The 15,898-nt window shown below is 56.0% G+C and carries 13 protein-coding genes; 6 read left to right on the top strand and 7 right to left on the bottom strand.

Going from position 1 to position 15,898, the window contains the following annotated elements; all coding sequences use genetic code 11:
- The first annotated feature begins 1 nt into the window (after nt 1).
- Nucleotides 2-793: a DUF2950 family protein gene (locus BN3796_RS08915; RefSeq protein ID WP_061708009.1), complete on the top strand. Its 792-nt coding sequence runs from the start codon at nt 2-4 to the stop codon at nt 791-793.
- Nucleotides 794-869: 76 nt separating this feature from the next.
- Here BN3796_RS08915 and BN3796_RS08910 read toward each other — a convergent pair whose 3' ends face one another.
- The 5 genes from BN3796_RS08910 to pdhR form a co-directional block, all read right to left on the bottom strand.
- Nucleotides 870-1,154: a hypothetical protein gene (locus BN3796_RS08910; RefSeq protein WP_061708008.1), complete on the bottom strand. Its 285-nt coding sequence runs from the start codon at nt 1,152-1,154 to the stop codon at nt 870-872.
- 210 nt (nt 1,155-1,364) lie between these two features.
- Nucleotides 1,365-2,789 (bottom strand): dihydrolipoyl dehydrogenase, encoded by a 1,425-nt coding sequence (gene lpdA / locus BN3796_RS08905; protein ID WP_061708828.1) that lies wholly within the window; start codon nt 2,787-2,789, stop codon nt 1,365-1,367.
- Between the two features lie 197 nt (nt 2,790-2,986).
- Entirely contained in the window at nt 2,987-4,885 is a 1,899-nt protein-coding gene (aceF, locus tag BN3796_RS08900) for a pyruvate dehydrogenase complex dihydrolipoyllysine-residue acetyltransferase (RefSeq protein ID WP_061708007.1), read from the bottom strand.
- Nucleotides 4,886-4,899: 14 nt separating this feature from the next.
- Nucleotides 4,900-7,563, bottom strand: coding sequence for a pyruvate dehydrogenase (acetyl-transferring), homodimeric type (aceE, locus tag BN3796_RS08895; RefSeq protein ID WP_061708006.1), 2,664 nt, complete (start codon nt 7,561-7,563; stop codon nt 4,900-4,902).
- Between the two features lie 120 nt (nt 7,564-7,683).
- Nucleotides 7,684-8,448, bottom strand: coding sequence for a pyruvate dehydrogenase complex transcriptional repressor PdhR (gene pdhR / locus BN3796_RS08890; RefSeq protein ID WP_061708005.1), 765 nt, complete (start codon nt 8,446-8,448; stop codon nt 7,684-7,686).
- Between the two features lie 536 nt (nt 8,449-8,984).
- Here pdhR and aroP point away from each other — a divergent pair.
- The 3 genes from aroP to BN3796_RS08870 all read left to right on the top strand — a co-directional run bounded on the left by aroP (nt 8,985) and on the right by BN3796_RS08870 (nt 12,875).
- Nucleotides 8,985-10,355, top strand: a complete 1,371-nt coding sequence (aroP, locus tag BN3796_RS08880) for an aromatic amino acid transporter AroP (RefSeq protein ID WP_061708003.1) — start codon at nt 8,985-8,987, stop codon at nt 10,353-10,355.
- 161 nt (nt 10,356-10,516) lie between these two features.
- Nucleotides 10,517-11,914 carry a glycoside-pentoside-hexuronide (GPH):cation symporter gene (locus BN3796_RS08875; RefSeq protein ID WP_061708002.1) on the top strand — a complete coding sequence of 466 codons (1,398 nt, stop codon included), beginning with the start codon at nt 10,517-10,519 and terminating at the stop codon, nt 11,912-11,914.
- A 10-nt stretch (nt 11,915-11,924) separates the two neighbouring features.
- Nucleotides 11,925-12,875 carry a glycoside hydrolase family 43 protein gene (locus BN3796_RS08870; protein WP_061708001.1) on the top strand — a complete coding sequence of 317 codons (951 nt, stop codon included), beginning with the start codon at nt 11,925-11,927 and terminating at the stop codon, nt 12,873-12,875.
- An 18-nt stretch (nt 12,876-12,893) separates the two neighbouring features.
- Here the strand turns inward: BN3796_RS08870 and ampE are convergent, their stop codons facing one another.
- Entirely contained in the window at nt 12,894-13,748 is an 855-nt protein-coding gene (gene ampE / locus BN3796_RS08865) for a beta-lactamase regulator AmpE (RefSeq protein WP_061708000.1), read from the bottom strand.
- Nucleotides 13,745-14,308: a 1,6-anhydro-N-acetylmuramyl-L-alanine amidase AmpD gene (gene ampD / locus BN3796_RS08860; RefSeq protein WP_061707999.1), complete on the bottom strand. Its 564-nt coding sequence runs from the start codon at nt 14,306-14,308 to the stop codon at nt 13,745-13,747. The genes ampE and ampD overlap by 4 nt, the downstream gene beginning before the upstream one ends.
- Nucleotides 14,309-14,395: 87 nt before the next feature.
- Between ampD and nadC the strand changes: the two genes are divergently transcribed.
- Nucleotides 14,396-15,289 (top strand): carboxylating nicotinate-nucleotide diphosphorylase, encoded by an 894-nt coding sequence (nadC, locus tag BN3796_RS08855; protein ID WP_061707998.1) that lies wholly within the window; start codon nt 14,396-14,398, stop codon nt 15,287-15,289.
- A gap of 163 nt (nt 15,290-15,452) precedes the next feature.
- Nucleotides 15,453-15,890, top strand: a complete 438-nt coding sequence (gene ppdD, locus BN3796_RS08850; protein WP_061707997.1) for a prepilin peptidase-dependent pilin — start codon at nt 15,453-15,455, stop codon at nt 15,888-15,890.
- Nucleotides 15,891-15,898: the final 8 nt, after the last annotated feature.

Raw genomic sequence — 15,898 nt, 5'->3', positions numbered from 1 at the left:
CATGAAAAACAAACTGATGGGTGGAGCAATACTGCTGATGGTCTCGACCCTCGCCACCGCGGCGCAGCATTTCGCTACCCCGGTTCAAGCCACCGACGCGCTGGCCCACGCCATAAGCGAGCACAATGAAAGCGCCCTCACCACGCTGCTCGGCGATAACTGGCGGGAGGTGGTGCCGCCGGAAGGGGTGGACCCCGGCGCGGTGGAACGCTTTCTGCGCGACTGGAAAGTGCATCATCAGACGGATATCAACGGCGATGTCGCCCATCTCGTCGTGGGCAACAACGGCTGGCAACTTCCAATACCGGTAGTGAAAACAGCGCAGGGCTGGCAGTTTGATCTACAGGGAGCGTCGCGGGAGATTGCGACACGCGAAATTGGCCGTAACGAGCTGGCGGCCATGGAAGCGCTGCATGCCTACGTGGATGCACAGCAAAGCTATTACGCGCTTTACCACCGCTATGCGCAAAAGATTGTCAGCACGGCGGGCACAAAAGATGGCCTTTACTGGCCCGCCGCCCCTGGCGAAGCGCCCAGCCCCCTGGGGCCGGCATTCAGCCCCCCGGAGCCGGGCGCTGGTTATCATGGCTACCATTTCCGCATCCTTCCCGACAAAACAGGCTTCGCGATGATCGCCTGGCCGGTCAGTTACGGTCAGACGGGGGTAATGAGCTTTATGATTAATCAGGATGACAGGGTCTGGCAGCAAAACCTGGGTGCAGATTCTTCAGCCAAAGCGCAGCAGATCGCGCTCTTTGAAACCGGTCAAAACTGGCAACGGGTCGCCCCCTGAATAGATAATAAAAAACGGTAACCGGGTTACCGTTTTTTTATCCCGCGTTCAGCGGATGAAAGCGGGCGGTGGGATATTAACCCTGGTGCGGCATCAGCTCAGGATAGCCCTTAAATGCCGGTTTCTTGCTGCTTAATGTCGCTTCGTCAGCACTAATGCTGCCAGTATTGGCAGCCCAAACGCCTTCCTGCGTACGGGTAATGTTCTGGTGCTGCGCGTTCAGATCTTGCCCCATGGCGGCAATATGGTTGCTCTCCGGCAGGCCGGTGTTGGCCGCCCAGGGAATGACGGAATCGCTGGCGCTGGCGATGCCTGATACCAGTACAGCGAGCGTTGCCGCAGTCTTTAAAAGGTGTTTCATCTTATTCCCACTAGTTAGTTAACACGCTATTAGTTTAATGCGTTATTAATTTCAAGGGATGACAAGATGCTGAGATTTATTTCTTCAGAAACAAAGTGTTGTATAAATAGCCTTTATTAAATAATGGTTATTTTACTACCCGTAACGGCAAATTCAGGACAATAAAAAAGCGGCCACTGGCCGCTTTTTCGAGAATGTACGCTGCTGCGCTTATTTCTTCTTCGCTTTCGCGTTCGGCAGGTCGGTGATGCTACCTTCAAACACTTCTGCCGCCAGGCCCACGGACTCGTGCAGAGTCGGGTGTGCGTGGATGGTCAGCGCGATATCTTCCGCGTCGCAACCCATTTCGATAGCCAGACCGATTTCACCCAGCAGCTCGCCGCCGTTGGTACCGACAATCGCCCCACCGATTACACGGTGAGTCTCTTTGTCGAAGATCAGCTTGGTCATACCGTCTGCGCAGTCGGAAGCGATAGCACGGCCAGAAGCTGCCCACGGGAAGGTGGCGGTTTCGTAGCTGATGCCTTTCTCTTTCGCTTCTTTCTCGGTCAGACCCACCCATGCCACTTCTGGCTCGGTGTAGGCGATGGACGGGATCACTTTCGGATCGAAGTAGTGTTTCATGCCGGCGATAACTTCAGCGGCAACGTGACCTTCGTGAACGCCTTTGTGCGCCAGCATCGGCTGACCGACGATATCGCCGATAGCGAAGATGTGCGGCACGTTGGTGCGCAGCTGCTTGTCAACGCGGATAAAGCCGCGATCGTCCACTTCCACGCCCGCTTTACCGGCGTCGAGGTTTTTACCGTTCGGCACACGGCCGATAGCCACCAGCACCGCGTCGTAACGCTGCGCTTCAGCCGGCGCTTTTTTGCCTTCCATGGAAACATAGATGCCGTCTTCTTTCGCTTCAACGGCGGTCACTTTGGTTTCCAGCATCAGGTTGAATTTTTTGCTGATGCGTTTGGTAAAGACTTTAACGATATCTTTGTCAGCAGCCGGGATAACCTGGTCGAACATTTCAACCACGTCGATCTCTGAACCCAGCGCGTGGTAAACGGTACCCATCTCCAGACCGATAATACCGCCACCCATCACCAGCATACGCTTAGGCACTTCTTTCAGCTCCAGGGCGTCGGTAGAGTCCCATACGCGCGGATCTTCATGCGGGATGAACGGCAGCTGGATCGGACGGGAACCCGCCGCGATGATAGCATTGTCGAAGTTGATAACGGTTTTGCCGTTCTCGCCTTCCACTTCCAGGGTGTTTGCCCCGGTAAATTTACCCAGACCGTTAACCACTTTGACCTTACGGCCTTTCGCCATACCGGCCAGGCCGCCGGTCAGCTGGGTGATAACTTTCTCTTTCCAGGTACGAATCTTGTCGATATCGGTTTTCGGCTCGCCAAAAACGATACCGTGTTCAGCCAGCGCTTTGGCCTCTTCGATAACTTTTGCTACGTGCAGCAGCGCTTTAGAAGGGATACAACCGACGTTCAGACATACACCACCGAGGGTGTTGTAGCGTTCTACGATGACGGTTTCCAGACCTAAATCAGCGCAACGGAAGGCTGCAGAGTAACCTGCCGGGCCTGCCCCAAGTACCACGACCTGAGTTTTGATTTCTGTACTCATCATGACCTCTATGTGTTTTTCCGGCGGTCCCTGGTCTTGTCGCCCATCCTCCACCGGGACGTTCTATCCGTCCGTATCTTACAAAATTGTTAACAATTTTGAAACAACAAACGGCTCACGAATATCGCTCGCTCTCATAACCTCATATTATGCATGAGATTACCAGAAAAAAGCCGGCCGTCAGGCCGGCTTTTCGATTACATCACCAGGCGGCGAATGTCGCTCAGCATGTTATTGATGATGGTGATGAAACGTGCACCATCAGCACCGTCGATCACGCGGTGGTCGAAGGAGAGAGAGATCGGCATCATCAGACGCGGCACGAACTCTTTACCGTTCCAGACCGGCTCCATCGCGGACTTGGAGACACCGAGGATCGCCACTTCCGGCGCGTTAACAATCGGCGCGAAGTGGGTGGTACCCAGGCCGCCGATGCTGGAGATAGTGAAGCAGCCGCCCTGCATTTCGCCGGCAGTCAGCTTACCATCACGCGCTTTTTTGGAGATGGTGGTCAGTTCACGGGAGAGCTCAGTGACGCTCTTCTTGTTCACGTCTTTAAAGACCGGAACAACCAGACCATTTGGCGTATCCACCGCAACACCGATGTTGATGTATTTCTTCAGCGTCAGCTTCTGGCCATCTTCGGAGAGAGAGCTGTTGAAGCGTGGCATCTGCTCCAGCGCCGCCGCAACCGCTTTCATGATGAAGACCACCGGGGTGAATTTCACATCCAGCTTACGCTTCTCAGCTTCGGCGTTCTGCTGTTTACGGAACGCTTCCAGATCGGTGATATCGGTCTTATCGAAGTGGGTAACGTGCGGGATCATCACCCAGTTACGGCTCAGGTTAGCACCCGAGATTTTCTGGATACGGCCCAGTTCCACTTCTTCAATTTCGCCGAACTTGCTGAAGTCCACTTTCGGCCACGGCAGCATGCCAGGGATACCGCCGCCAGCGGCTGCAGCTGGTGCAGCTTCGGCGCGTTTCACCGCGTCTTTCACGTAGGCCTGAACGTCTTCGCGCAGGATACGGCCTTTACGACCGGTGCCCTTCACTTTCGCCAGGTTAACGCCAAACTCGCGCGCCAGGCGGCGAATCAGCGGGGTCGCGTGGACGTAAGCGTCGTTTTCAGCAAACTCAGATTTTTCTGCTTTTGCAGCTGGAGCCGCAGCAGGTTTCGCCTTCTCCGCCGGTGCAGCAGCCGGTGCTGGTGCAGCCGCGGCAGCCGGAGCTGCGGCAGGCGCAGCGCCTTCCACTTCGAAGATCATAATCAGCGACCCGGTAGAGACTTTGTCGCCAGTGCTGATTTTGATCTCGGATACGGTACCAGCGAACGGTGCCGGAACTTCCATGGAAGCCTTGTCGCCTTCCACGGTGATGAGTGACTGTTCAGCGGCAACTTTATCGCCCACTTTCACCATCACTTCGGTCACTTCAACTTCGTCACCACCGATATCCGGTACGTTGACCTCTTTCGTGCCGCCAGCCGCAGCCGGTGCAGCAGCCTGAGCCGGAGCGGCAGCCTGTGCAGGCGCAGCAGCAGGTGCAGCACCCGCCACTTCAAAGATCATGATAAGCGACCCGGTAGAGACTTTGTCGCCGGTGCTGATTTTGATCTCGGATACGGTACCCGCGAACGGCGCAGGGACTTCCATAGAGGCTTTGTCACCTTCTACGGTGATCAGGGACTGCTCGGCTTCCACCTTGTCGCCCACTTTGACCATGATTTCGGTGACTTCCACTTCGTCGCCGCCGATATCCGGTACGTTAACCTCTTTTGCCGCCGCAGCAGCAGGGGCTGCAGCCGGAGCCGCCGCCTCTTTCTTCTCTTCTGCCTTCGCCGGTGCAGCAGCTGCTGCACCGTCGGCGGAATCGAAAATCATAATCAGTTTGCCGGTCTCGGTTTTATCGCCAACAGAGACTTTGATCTCTTTAACGATACCAGCCTGAGGAGACGGCACTTCCATAGAGGCTTTGTCGCCTTCTACGGTGATCAGCGACTGTTCAGCTTCAACTTTGTCGCCCACTTTGACCAGGATCTCGGTGATTTCAACTTCATCAGCCCCGATGTCCGGTACGTTGATTTCGATAGCCATTATTCTTTTACCTCTTACGCCAGACGCGGGTTAACTTTTTCTGCATCGATATTGAATTTGACGATTGCGTCAGCAACCACTTTCTTATCGATTTCGCCACGTTTAGCCAGTTCGCCCAGAGCCGCTACCACTACGTAGGATGCGTCCACTTCGAAGTGGTGACGCAGGTTTTCACGGCTGTCGGAACGACCGAAGCCATCGGTACCCAGCACGCGGTAGTCATCAGCCGGTACGTAAGTACGAACCTGCTCAGCAAACAGTTTCATATAGTCGGTAGAGGCCACGGCCGGTGCGTCGTTCATCACCTGAGCGATGTACGGTACGCGCGGCGTTTCCATCGGATGCAGCATGTTCCAGCGCTCGCAATCCTGACCGTCGCGCGCCAGCTCGGTGAAGGAGGTCACGCTGTAGACGTCAGAGCCTACGCCGTACTCTTTCGCCAGGATCTGCGCGGCTTCACGGACGTGACGCAGGATAGAGCCGGAGCCCAGCAGCTGAACTTTACCTTTGCTGCCTTCAACGGTTTCGAGTTTGTAGATACCTTTACGGATACCTTCCTCGGCGCCCTGCGGCATCGCCGGCATGTGGTAGTTTTCGTTCAGCGTGGTGATGTAGTAGTACACGTTCTCTTGCGCTTCGCCGTACATACGTACCAGACCGTCATGCATGATGACCGCCACTTCGTAAGCGTATGCCGGATCGTAAGAGATACAGTTCGGGATGGTCAGCGACTGAATGTGGCTGTGACCATCTTCGTGCTGCAGACCTTCGCCGTTCAGGGTAGTACGACCGGAAGTCCCGCCGATCAGGAAGCCGCGCGCCTGCTGGTCGCCCGCCTGCCAGCACAGGTCGCCGATACGCTGGAACCCGAACATGGAGTAGTAGATGTAGAACGGGATCATCGGCAGGTTGTTGGTGCTGTAAGAGGTCGCCGCAGCCAGCCAGGATGCGCCTGCGCCCAGCTCGTTGATCCCTTCCTGCAGAATCTGGCCTTTCTCGTCTTCTTTGTAGTATGCAACCTGCTCACGGTCCTGCGGGGTGTACTGCTGGCCGTTCGGGCTGTAGATACCGATCTGACGGAACAGACCTTCCATACCGAAGGTACGCGCTTCGTCGGCGATGATCGGCACCAGACGATCTTTGATCGACTTGTTCTTCAGCATCACGTTCAGGGCACGCACGAAAGCGATCGTGGTGGAGATCTCTTTGCTCTGCTCTTCCAGCAGCTGGGAGAAATCTTCCAGCGCAGGCAGCTCCAGCTTCTCGGTGAACTTCGGCTGGCGAGACGGCAGGTAACCGTTCAGCTTCTGACGCTGGCCATGCAGGTAGTTGTACTCTTCAGACCCTTCCGGGAAGGTGATGTAGGAGAGTTTTTCCACCTGCTCGTCGGTGACAGGCACATTGAAACGGTCGCGGATATAACGTACGCCGTCCATGTTCATTTTCTTCACCTGGTGAGCGATGTTTTTCCCTTCGGCGGTGTCGCCCATACCGTAGCCCTTGATGGTGTGGGCCAGGATAACGGTCGCTTTGCCTTTGGTCTCCTGCGCTTTTTTCAGTGCAGCGTAGATTTTCTTCGGATCGTGGCCGCCACGGTTCAGCGCCCAGATCTGCTCGTCAGTCCAGTCAGCGACCAGTGCTGCGGTTTCAGGATATTTACCGAAGAAGTGCTCACGCACGTAAGCGCCATCTTTGGATTTGAAGGTCTGGTAGTCGCCGTCAACGGTTTCGTTCATCAGCTGGATCAGCTTGCCGCTGGTATCTTTACGCAGCAGCTCGTCCCAACGGGAACCCCACATAACCTTGATAACGTTCCAGCCAGCGCCGGCGAAGATGCCTTCAAGCTCGTTGATGATCTTGCCGTTACCGGTGACCGGGCCATCCAGACGCTGCAGGTTACAGTTGATGATGAAGCAGAGGTTGTCCAGCTTCTCACGGGTCGCGATGGTGATCGCACCTTTGGATTCCGGCTCATCCATCTCGCCGTCGCCCAGGAAGGCGTAAACGGTCTGCTGGGAGGTATCTTTCAGGCCGCGGTGTTCCAGATACTTCAGGAATTTAGCCTGGTAGATCGCACCAATCGGGCCCAGACCCATGGAGACGGTCGGGAACTGCCAGAATTCCGGCATCAGTTTCGGGTGCGGGTAAGAGGACAGACCGTTACCGTGAACTTCCTGGCGGAAGTTGTTCATCTGCTCTTCGGTCAGACGGCCTTCCAGGAAAGCACGCGCGTACACGCCCGGAGAGATGTGACCCTGGAAGTAGACCAGATCGCCGCCATCTTTCTCGGTGCGCGCGCGGAAGAAGTGGTTAAAGCACACTTCGTAAATAGTCGCGGAAGACTGGAAGGAAGCCATGTGGCCGCCCAGTTCCAGATCTTTCTTGGATGCGCGCAGAACGGTCATGATGGCGTTCCAGCGGATAGCAGAACGGATACGGCGTTCCAGATCCAGATTGCCCGGGTATTCCGGCTCGTCCTCAACGGCAATCGTGTTGACGTAGTTGCTAGCCCCGGTACCTGCCGCCACTTTCACGCCGCCTTTGCGCGCTTCAGAAAGCAGCTGATCAATCAGATACTGAGCGCGCTCAACACCTTCTTCACGGATAACCGATTCGATCGCCTGTAGCCAGTCGCGAGTTTCGATCGGATCCACGTCATTTTGGAGACGTTCTGACATGGGGGTATTCCTTATCTATCTAATACGTTGATTTGTCTGGAACCTGTCCCATTGTATTTTCGCCAGAAAACACAATAAGACAGGTTCTGCGTTTAGTTGCCGCGCTCTAAAAACCGGCGCTTAATCCTTTCGTTGCTGTATGCGGCGGAGTGAACGTTCTCGACGACTCTGTTCACGGCTGCGGTCCAGCAAAATTTCCTCAATGAAAGCCAGGTGACGGTGCGACGCAGCGCGCGCCTGCTCCGGCTCCCCGGCCATTATCGCCTCGAAAACTCGGGTGCGATGGTTGCTGACCAGCGGGAGCATCTCCCGTCGGGCATACAACAATTCAAAATTCTGACGAACATTCTGGGCCAGCATCGGCTCCATGCAGCGTAGCAGATGGAGCAGAACTACGTTGTGCGCCGCCTCGGTGACGGCGATTTGATACTGGAGGACGGCATCGGACTCGGCGTCTAAATCGCCGGACTCTTGTGCCCGTTCAATGGCCTGATGCAGTTCGCGAATACGCTCGCGATCTTCATCGGTGCTGCGCAGCGCCGCGTAATAGGCCGCGATGCCTTCAAGCGCGTGACGGGTCTCAAGCAGATCAAACTGGGATTCTGGGTGGTCGGAGAGCAGCTCCACAAGCGGGTCGCTAAAGCTCTGCCACAGGCTGGTCTGAACAAAGGTTCCGCCGCCCTGGCGACGGAGCAGCAAACCTTTCGCTTCGAGACGCTGAATGGCCTCGCGCAGAGAGGGGCGAGAGACGTCGAACTGTTTTGCCAGCTCGCGCTCTGGCGGGAGTTTTTCACCGGGGCGCAAAGTCCCCTCAAGGATCAAAAACTCCAGCTGCTGCTCAATCACATCGGAGAGTTTTGGTTGGCGAATTTTGCTGTAGGCCATATTCCCTGTCTTACGCCTTTTTGCCCGGAGTCAATTGGTCTTACCAATTTCAAGTTCGTATCGCTAAAGTAACAAAGTATTCACCTTCTGTCCATATTGGTTTTGACCGAAATCAGTAAAGGGAACACTTTTTAACAACTCTACAGAACTTAGGTTTCAGGAATGTAACTTTGTGCAAATGAAACAGTTACCCAGAAAGAGGCAGGTTTAACGTTCATGAAACGCATGAAATTGAGATCTGAACCGATTCAACGCGCGAAAAAATTAGAAAACGCCCGCTTAAGGCGCATTTTTATTCTATAGGTAGAGAAAAAGAGTTAACCGGGCCGATTTACAAATGGTTTCTTTTTATTCAACCAGACATCGTCCCTTCATAAAGCAGGTGCATTCGCGCCCCTTTATCACTATTCTTGCCGTTACGGAAGCCAGGCGGCAATTTTTAGGGATAGTTACCCGTAAAGAAATTAATACAGGAAATGGACTTTCATAATTACACACGCGCAGCGTGAACATAACAACCACACACGAGGTTTCAGATGGAAGCTCAACAGCATGGCGATAAGCTCAAGCGCGGCCTTAAAAACCGCCATATTCAGCTCATCGCTCTGGGTGGCGCTATTGGTACAGGACTCTTTCTGGGCAGCGCATCCGTTATTCAGTCAACGGGACCGGGCATTATCCTCGGCTACGCTATCGCCGGTTTCATCGCCTTTTTGATCATGCGCCAGCTGGGCGAAATGGTGGTTGAGGAGCCGGTCGCCGGTTCATTCAGCCACTTCGCCTATAAATACTGGGGCAGTTTTGCCGGCTTCGCTTCCGGCTGGAACTACTGGGTGCTGTATGTGCTGGTGGCGATGGCAGAGCTGACCGCCGTCGGCAAATATATCCAGTTCTGGTGGCCGGAAATCCCGACCTGGGCCTCTGCCGCCGCCTTCTTTGTCATTATCAACGCCATTAACCTGACCAACGTAAAAGTGTTTGGCGAGATGGAGTTCTGGTTTGCCATTATCAAAGTGATCGCGGTTGTAGCGATGATCCTCTTCGGCGGCTGGCTGCTGTTCAGCGGTCACGGCGGCCCGCAGGCGACCGTGCGTAACCTCTGGGAGCAGGGCGGCTTTCTGCCGAACGGCTTTACCGGGCTGGTGATGATGATGGCCATTATCATGTTCTCCTTCGGCGGGCTGGAACTGGTGGGGATCACCGCCGCCGAAGCGGACAACCCGGAGCAGAGCATCCCGAAAGCGACTAACCAGGTTATCTACCGCATCCTCATCTTCTATGTGGGCTCGCTGGCGGTGCTGCTCTCCCTGCTGCCATGGACGCGCGTCACCGCCGACACCAGTCCGTTCGTGCTGATTTTCCACGAGCTGGGCGACACCTTTGTCGCCAACGCCCTGAACGTGGTGGTACTCACCGCGGCGCTCTCGGTCTATAACAGCTGCGTTTACTGCAACAGCCGTATGCTGTTTGGCCTGGCGCAGCAGGGCAACGCGCCGAAAGCGTTGATGAATGTCGATAAGCGCGGCGTGCCGGTAAATACCATTATCGTCTCGGCGGTTGTGACCGCCCTGTGCGTGCTGATTAACTACCTGGCGCCGGAATCCGCCTTTGGCCTGCTGATGGCGCTGGTGGTCTCCGCGCTGGTGATTAACTGGGCGATGATTAGCCTGGCGCACATCAAATTCCGCCGCGCTAAGCAGCAGCAGGGAGCCACCACCCGCTTCCCCGCCCTGCTCTATCCGCTTGGCAACTGGCTCTGCCTGCTGTTTATGGCCGCGGTGCTGGTGATTATGCTGATGACGCCGGGCATGGCGATCTCCGTCTACCTGATCCCGGTCTGGCTGGTGATCCTTGGCATCGGCTTTATGTGTAAACAGAAAAACGCAAAAGCGGTGAAAGCGCATTAATCCCCGCGCTCTGCGCCTGAAGAAGAGGCGCAGAGCGTGTTACCTCCCTCACAAATTCCTTTTGATAGCCATTTCATCCATATCAGCGCCTTTATACTGCTACGCATTAAACCGTTTGCCAGCGAATAATTCTCTCCATACCGTAAACCGGAGAAATGTCGATGGATAACCAGAAACTGTCAGTGAGAGAAAAGATCGGCTATGGCATGGGCGACGCAGGATGCAATATCATCTTCGGTGCCATTATGTTGTTTGTTAACTATTTTTATACCGATATTTTCGGTCTGGCACCCGCGCTGGTGGGCGTGCTGTTACTGTCGGTACGTGTTATCGACGCGGTAACCGACCCAATCATGGGGGCGATTGCCGACCGGACTCGCAGCAAATATGGCCGATTTCGTCCATGGCTGCTCTGGATCGCGTTCCCTTACGCTATCTTCAGCATTCTGATGTTTACCACCCCGGAGTGGACTTATAACAGCAAAGTTATCTATGCCTTTGTCACCTACTTCCTGCTGTCACTCACCTACACCGCCATTAACATTCCCTACTGCTCGCTGGGCGGCGTCATCACCAACGATCCGAAAGAGCGCGTCGCCTGCCAGTCCTACCGTTTTGTGCTGGTCGGCATCGCCACCCTGCTGCTCTCCTTAACGCTTCTGCCCATGGCCGACTGGTTCGGCGGGGATGACAAGGCTAAAGGCTATCAGATGGCGATGACCGTGCTGGCGCTGATTGGCACCTGCATGTTCTTGTTCTGCTTCGCCACCGTGCGCGAGCGCGTGCGCCCGGCGGTACAGACTCATGACGATCTGAAAAATGACCTGAAAGATGTCTGGAAGAACGACCAGTGGGTGCGCATTCTGCTGCTGACGCTCTGTAACGTCTGCCCCGGCTTTATCCGTATGGCGGCAACCATGTACTACGTCACCTGGGTTATGGGGCAAAGCACCCATTTCGCCACGCTATTTATCAGCCTTGGCGTGGTGGGTATGATGCTCGGCAGCATGCTGGCGAAAGTACTGACCGACCGCTGGTGCAAGCTGAAGGTCTTTTTCTGGACCAACATCGTGCTGGCGGTCTTCTCCTGCGCCTTCTATTTCTTTGATCCAAAAGCGACCGTCACCATCGTCGTGCTCTACTTCCTGCTCAATATCCTCCACCAGATCCCTTCCCCGCTGCACTGGTCCCTGATGGCGGATGTGGATGACTATGGCGAGTGGAAAACCGGTAAACGTATCACCGGGATCAGCTTCTCCGGCAACATCTTCTTCCTGAAGCTGGGGCTGGCGATTGCCGGTGCGATGGTCGGCTTCCTCCTCTCCTGGTATGGTTATGACGCAGGCGCAAAAGCACAAAGCGCAGAGGCCATCAACGGCATCGTGATGCTCTTTACCATCATCCCGGGCGTCGGCTACCTGATTACGGCGGGCGTGGTGCGTCTGCTGAAGGTAGACCGCGAAACGATGAAACAGATCCAGAGCGACCTTGAAAAACGTCGCTCCAACTACCGTGAGCTAAGCGACTATCAGGAACTGAAAGTCGTCGAGACGAAATAAGGAAAGCCAAATGCAAAACTGGCCCAACCCGTTTATCGAACAACGTGCCGACCCCTATATCCTGCGCCACGAGGGGCAATACTACTTTATCGCCTCCGTGCCGGAGTATGACAGGCTGGCGATCCGCCGCGCCGACTCGCTTGAAGGCCTGCGCAACGCTGAGGAGATTGTGGTCTGGCGTAAACCGGATACCGGCCCGATGAGCAAATTGATCTGGGCGCCAGAGCTGCACGCTATCGACGGCAAGTGGTACATCTACTTCGCCGCCACGCACACCCAGGCGCTGGATGAGTTAAATATGTTCCAGCACAGAATGTTCGCGCTGGAATGCGGCGACCGCGATCCGCTGACCGGAACGTGGGTGGAAAAAGGGCAGATTAAAACGCCCTTTGATACCTTCGCGCTGGATGCCACCACCTTTGTCCACCAGGGCAAGCGCTGGTATCTGTGGGCGCAAAAGGCGCCCGACATTACCGGCAACTCCAACCTTTATCTGTGCGAAATGGAAAATCCCTGGACGCTCAAGGGCGAGCCGGTGATGCTCAGCAAACCGGAATATGAGTGGGAGTGCCGCGGATTCTGGGTTAACGAAGGACCGGCGGTATTAACCCACGGCGATAAGCTTTTTATAAGCTACTCCGCCAGCGCCACGGATGAAAACTACTGCATGGGCCTGCTGTGGATCGATATGAACGCCGATCCGCGCAATCCGGCGAACTGGCATAAATCACCGCAGCCGGTCTTTACCACCAGCTATGAAAATCGGCAGTACGGGCCGGGGCATAACAGCTTTACGCAAACCCCGGAGGGGGATGACGTGCTGGTCTATCACGCCCGCAACTACACCGAAATTGAGGGCGATCCGCTCTACGATCCAAACCGCCATACCCGCCTGAAAACCGTTCGCTGGAATGAAAACGGGATGCCTGATTTCGGCATCCCGCCTGCGGATACGCTTTAAAATCTGCGGTACGCCGGGTTAAACCAGCGTACCGTAAATCGTCAGCAGCGCCACGATAACCACCACCACAAACGACGCTTTCTTGGCCATGGACACCGCCGCTTTCGGCGTGGCAACCTTATCGGTATGCGGCTCCCGCGCCAGCGAAAACTGCGCGAGGCGCGTCAGTACCTGATACTGGGAGGTATGACGATCGACAAGCGAAGCAAACCACGCCGGAAGCGCCTTTTCACCGTGACCGATCAGCGCATACACCACGCCCACCAGCCGCACCGGTAGCCAGTCCACGATATGCAGAATGGCGTCGATGCCGGACTGCAAGCGCTCATGCGGCGTCAGGTAGCGCGCCAGCCAGCTCTGCCAGGCGCGGAGGAAGGCATACCCCATCATCAGCACCGGCCCCCACGGGCCACCCACCACAAACCAGAACAGCGGAGCCAGATAGTAGCGGAAGTTAATCCACAGCAGCGCATTCTGCAACTCGCGCAGAAACTCACGCTCGTCGCAGTCTGGCGGCACGCCGTGGATCATCGTCAGCTCCGCCGCCATCGCGCCGTGCGCGTGGGAATCATTGTGAGAGGCCGCCCTCAGATAGGCGTGATAGTGCAGCCGAACTTTACCCGCCCCGATGCAGAGTACGCCGAGCAGGATCCAGATAATCAGCAGTGGCACGTTGAAGAAGAGGCCGTAGACACCACGCAGCAGCAGGAATACCACCAGCATGACGCCCGCCGTCATCAACAGCGTGCGCAGCAGCGAGAAGCGCTTAATACGGCGGAAAAAAAACTCCGCCCGGTGGTCCAGGTGCCAGTGTTCGCCCAGTTTAAACAGCCGCTCGGAAATTAATACCAGCAGCATGGTAAACAACGTCATGTTCTCTCCTTATCTGACGACGCGGTAAGCATGGCGCAAAACCGGGCCCAGCCAAAGGCGGGACCCGGATCGGTTTTTCTCGCCGGCGCGATGTCGCTATGGCCGGTGATATTGTCGGCAATCGACGGATAACGTTCAATCAGCGTACGCGTTACCGCCACCAGCGCCTGATACTGCGCATCGGTATAAGGAAGCGTATCTGTCCCTTCCAGTTCAATGCCGACAGAGAAATCGTTGCACCGCTCGCGTCCCCGGTAGGATGAAACGCCCGCATGCCAGGCGCGCCTGTCAAAAGGAACATACTGAACGATCTCCCCGTCGCGGCGAATCAGACAATGGGCGGAAACGCGTAAATGCGCGATGTCGGCAAAAAAGGGATGCGCGGTAGGATCGATTTTCCCGGTGAATAATGCATCGATCCACGGACCGCCAAATTCTCCGGGCGGCAGGCTGATATTATGAACCACCAGCAGCGAGGGCGTTTCGTCCTCCGGGCGGCAATCATGGTGCGGCGAAGGCACACGTCGCGCATTGACCAGCCATCCGTTCTCTAACTGCATGCCGGTTCTCCTTATATATGGTGCTGATACCCGGTTCAGAGTAGCATGTTTCAACCTTATGATTCGTTATCAATTTGGAGTTTTATCATGCCGCCTCGCCGCTACAACCCCGACCACCGACGTGAAGCGCTTCTGGAACGTATTAACCTGGATATCCCTGCAAGCGTCGCCCATGCGCTGCGCGAAGACCTGGGCGGCGACGTCAGCGCCGATAACGACATTACCGCCCAACTTCTGCCCCAGGAGACGCGCTCCCACGCGGTAGTCATTACCCGTGAAGATGGCGTTTTCTGCGGCAAGCGTTGGGTAGAAGAGGTCTTTACCCAGCTTGCAGGGGATGAGGTGGTGGTAACGTGGCACGTGGACGATGGCGATCGCATCAAAGCCAACCAGCCGCTGTTTGAGCTGGCGGGTCCTTCCCGGGTGCTGCTCACCGGGGAACGCACCGCGCTTAACTTTGTGCAGACGCTCTCCGGCGTGGCGAGCGAGGTCCGTCGCTACGTTGACCTGCTCGACGGCACCCGCACGCAGCTGCTGGATACCCGCAAAACGCTGCCGGGCCTGCGCACGGCGCTGAAATACGCGGTGCTCTGCGGCGGCGGGGCTAACCATCGTCTGGGACTGTCCGACGCGTTTCTGATCAAAGAGAACCACATTATCGCTTCCGGCTCCATCCGCCAGGCGGTGGAAAAAGCCTTCTGGCTGCATCCGGACGTGCCGGTGGAAGTCGAAGTGGAAAGCCTGCAGGAGCTTGACGACGCGCTCAGGGCCGGAGCCGATATCATCATGCTCGATAACTTCGAAACAGAGCAGATGCGCGAGGCGGTAAAACGCACGCAGGGGCAGGCGCGCCTGGAGGTCTCCGGTAACGTGACCTTCGATACCATCCGTGAGTTTGCCGAAACCGGCGTAGATTACATCTCCGTCGGCGCGCTGACCAAGCACGTGCGCGCCCTCGATCTCTCCATGCGCTTTAAATAAAAACGCGGCCAGCACGTTCCGTTTGCGATCATCCTCGCAAACGGAACGTGCGTGACTGTAACCCCGCCACAATTCCCTGAATCCTCTTCCACGATCCTGTTTTTGTCGCTCGCCGCCTTTATTGCCGCCTGCCACAGTAGCGCCACACATATAAGGAGCTGCTATGAACCGAGAACATGGATTTACGCTGATCGAACTGATGGTGGTGATTGGCATCATCGCCATCCTTAGCGCTATCGGAGTACCCGCTTACCAGAACTATCTGCGCAAAGCGGCGCTCACCGATATGCTGCAAACTTTCATCCCCTACCGTACCGCTATCGAACTGTGCGCGCTGGATCGCGGTGGTCTGACGCCATGCGACGGCGGCAGCAACGGTATCCCTTCTGCGACTACATCCCGCTATGTCTCCGCCATGAGCATCGCGAAAGGGGTGGTCGGACTTACCGGCCAGGAGAGTCTTACCGGTCTCGAGGTGATCATGACGCCGACCTGGAGCGACAACGAAGGGGTCACCGGCTGGACGCGCGCATGCAATATCAGCGGCGAGGGGGCGCTGAAACAGGCATGCGAAGATGTGTTTCGCTTTGACGGCAAATAAGAGGTGCG

It is taken from the genome of Pseudenterobacter timonensis, from assembly GCF_900021175.1.
Taxonomy (GTDB): domain Bacteria; phylum Pseudomonadota; class Gammaproteobacteria; order Enterobacterales; family Enterobacteriaceae; genus Enterobacter; species Enterobacter timonensis.
This window is presented reverse-complemented; position numbering and strand designations above follow the sequence as displayed.

Excerpts from the sequence above, each read along its gene's own strand:
- BN3796_RS08875 (WP_061708002.1), top strand. The coding sequence starts at position 10,517 with ATGGATAACCAGAAACTGTCAGTGAGAGAAAAGATCGGCTATGGCATG.
- BN3796_RS08915 (WP_061708009.1), top strand. The coding sequence starts at position 2 with ATGAAAAACAAACTGATGGGTGGAGCAATACTGCTGATGGTCTCGACC.
- BN3796_RS08870 (WP_061708001.1), top strand. The coding sequence starts at position 11,925 with ATGCAAAACTGGCCCAACCCGTTTATCGAACAACGTGCCGACCCCTAT.
- aceF (WP_061708007.1), bottom strand. The coding sequence starts at position 4,885 with ATGGCTATCGAAATCAACGTACCGGACATCGGGGCTGATGAAGTTGAA.
- nadC (WP_061707998.1), top strand. The coding sequence starts at position 14,396 with ATGCCGCCTCGCCGCTACAACCCCGACCACCGACGTGAAGCGCTTCTG.
- lpdA (WP_061708828.1), bottom strand. The coding sequence starts at position 2,789 with ATGAGTACAGAAATCAAAACTCAGGTCGTGGTACTTGGGGCAGGCCCG.
- ampE (WP_061708000.1), bottom strand. The coding sequence starts at position 13,748 with ATGACGTTGTTTACCATGCTGCTGGTATTAATTTCCGAGCGGCTGTTT.
- ppdD (WP_061707997.1), top strand. The coding sequence starts at position 15,453 with ATGAACCGAGAACATGGATTTACGCTGATCGAACTGATGGTGGTGATT.
- BN3796_RS08910 (WP_061708008.1), bottom strand. The coding sequence starts at position 1,154 with ATGAAACACCTTTTAAAGACTGCGGCAACGCTCGCTGTACTGGTATCA.
- aroP (WP_061708003.1), top strand. The coding sequence starts at position 8,985 with ATGGAAGCTCAACAGCATGGCGATAAGCTCAAGCGCGGCCTTAAAAAC.
- aceE (WP_061708006.1), bottom strand. The coding sequence starts at position 7,563 with ATGTCAGAACGTCTCCAAAATGACGTGGATCCGATCGAAACTCGCGAC.
- pdhR (WP_061708005.1), bottom strand. The coding sequence starts at position 8,448 with ATGGCCTACAGCAAAATTCGCCAACCAAAACTCTCCGATGTGATTGAG.
- ampD (WP_061707999.1), bottom strand. The coding sequence starts at position 14,308 with ATGCAGTTAGAGAACGGATGGCTGGTCAATGCGCGACGTGTGCCTTCG.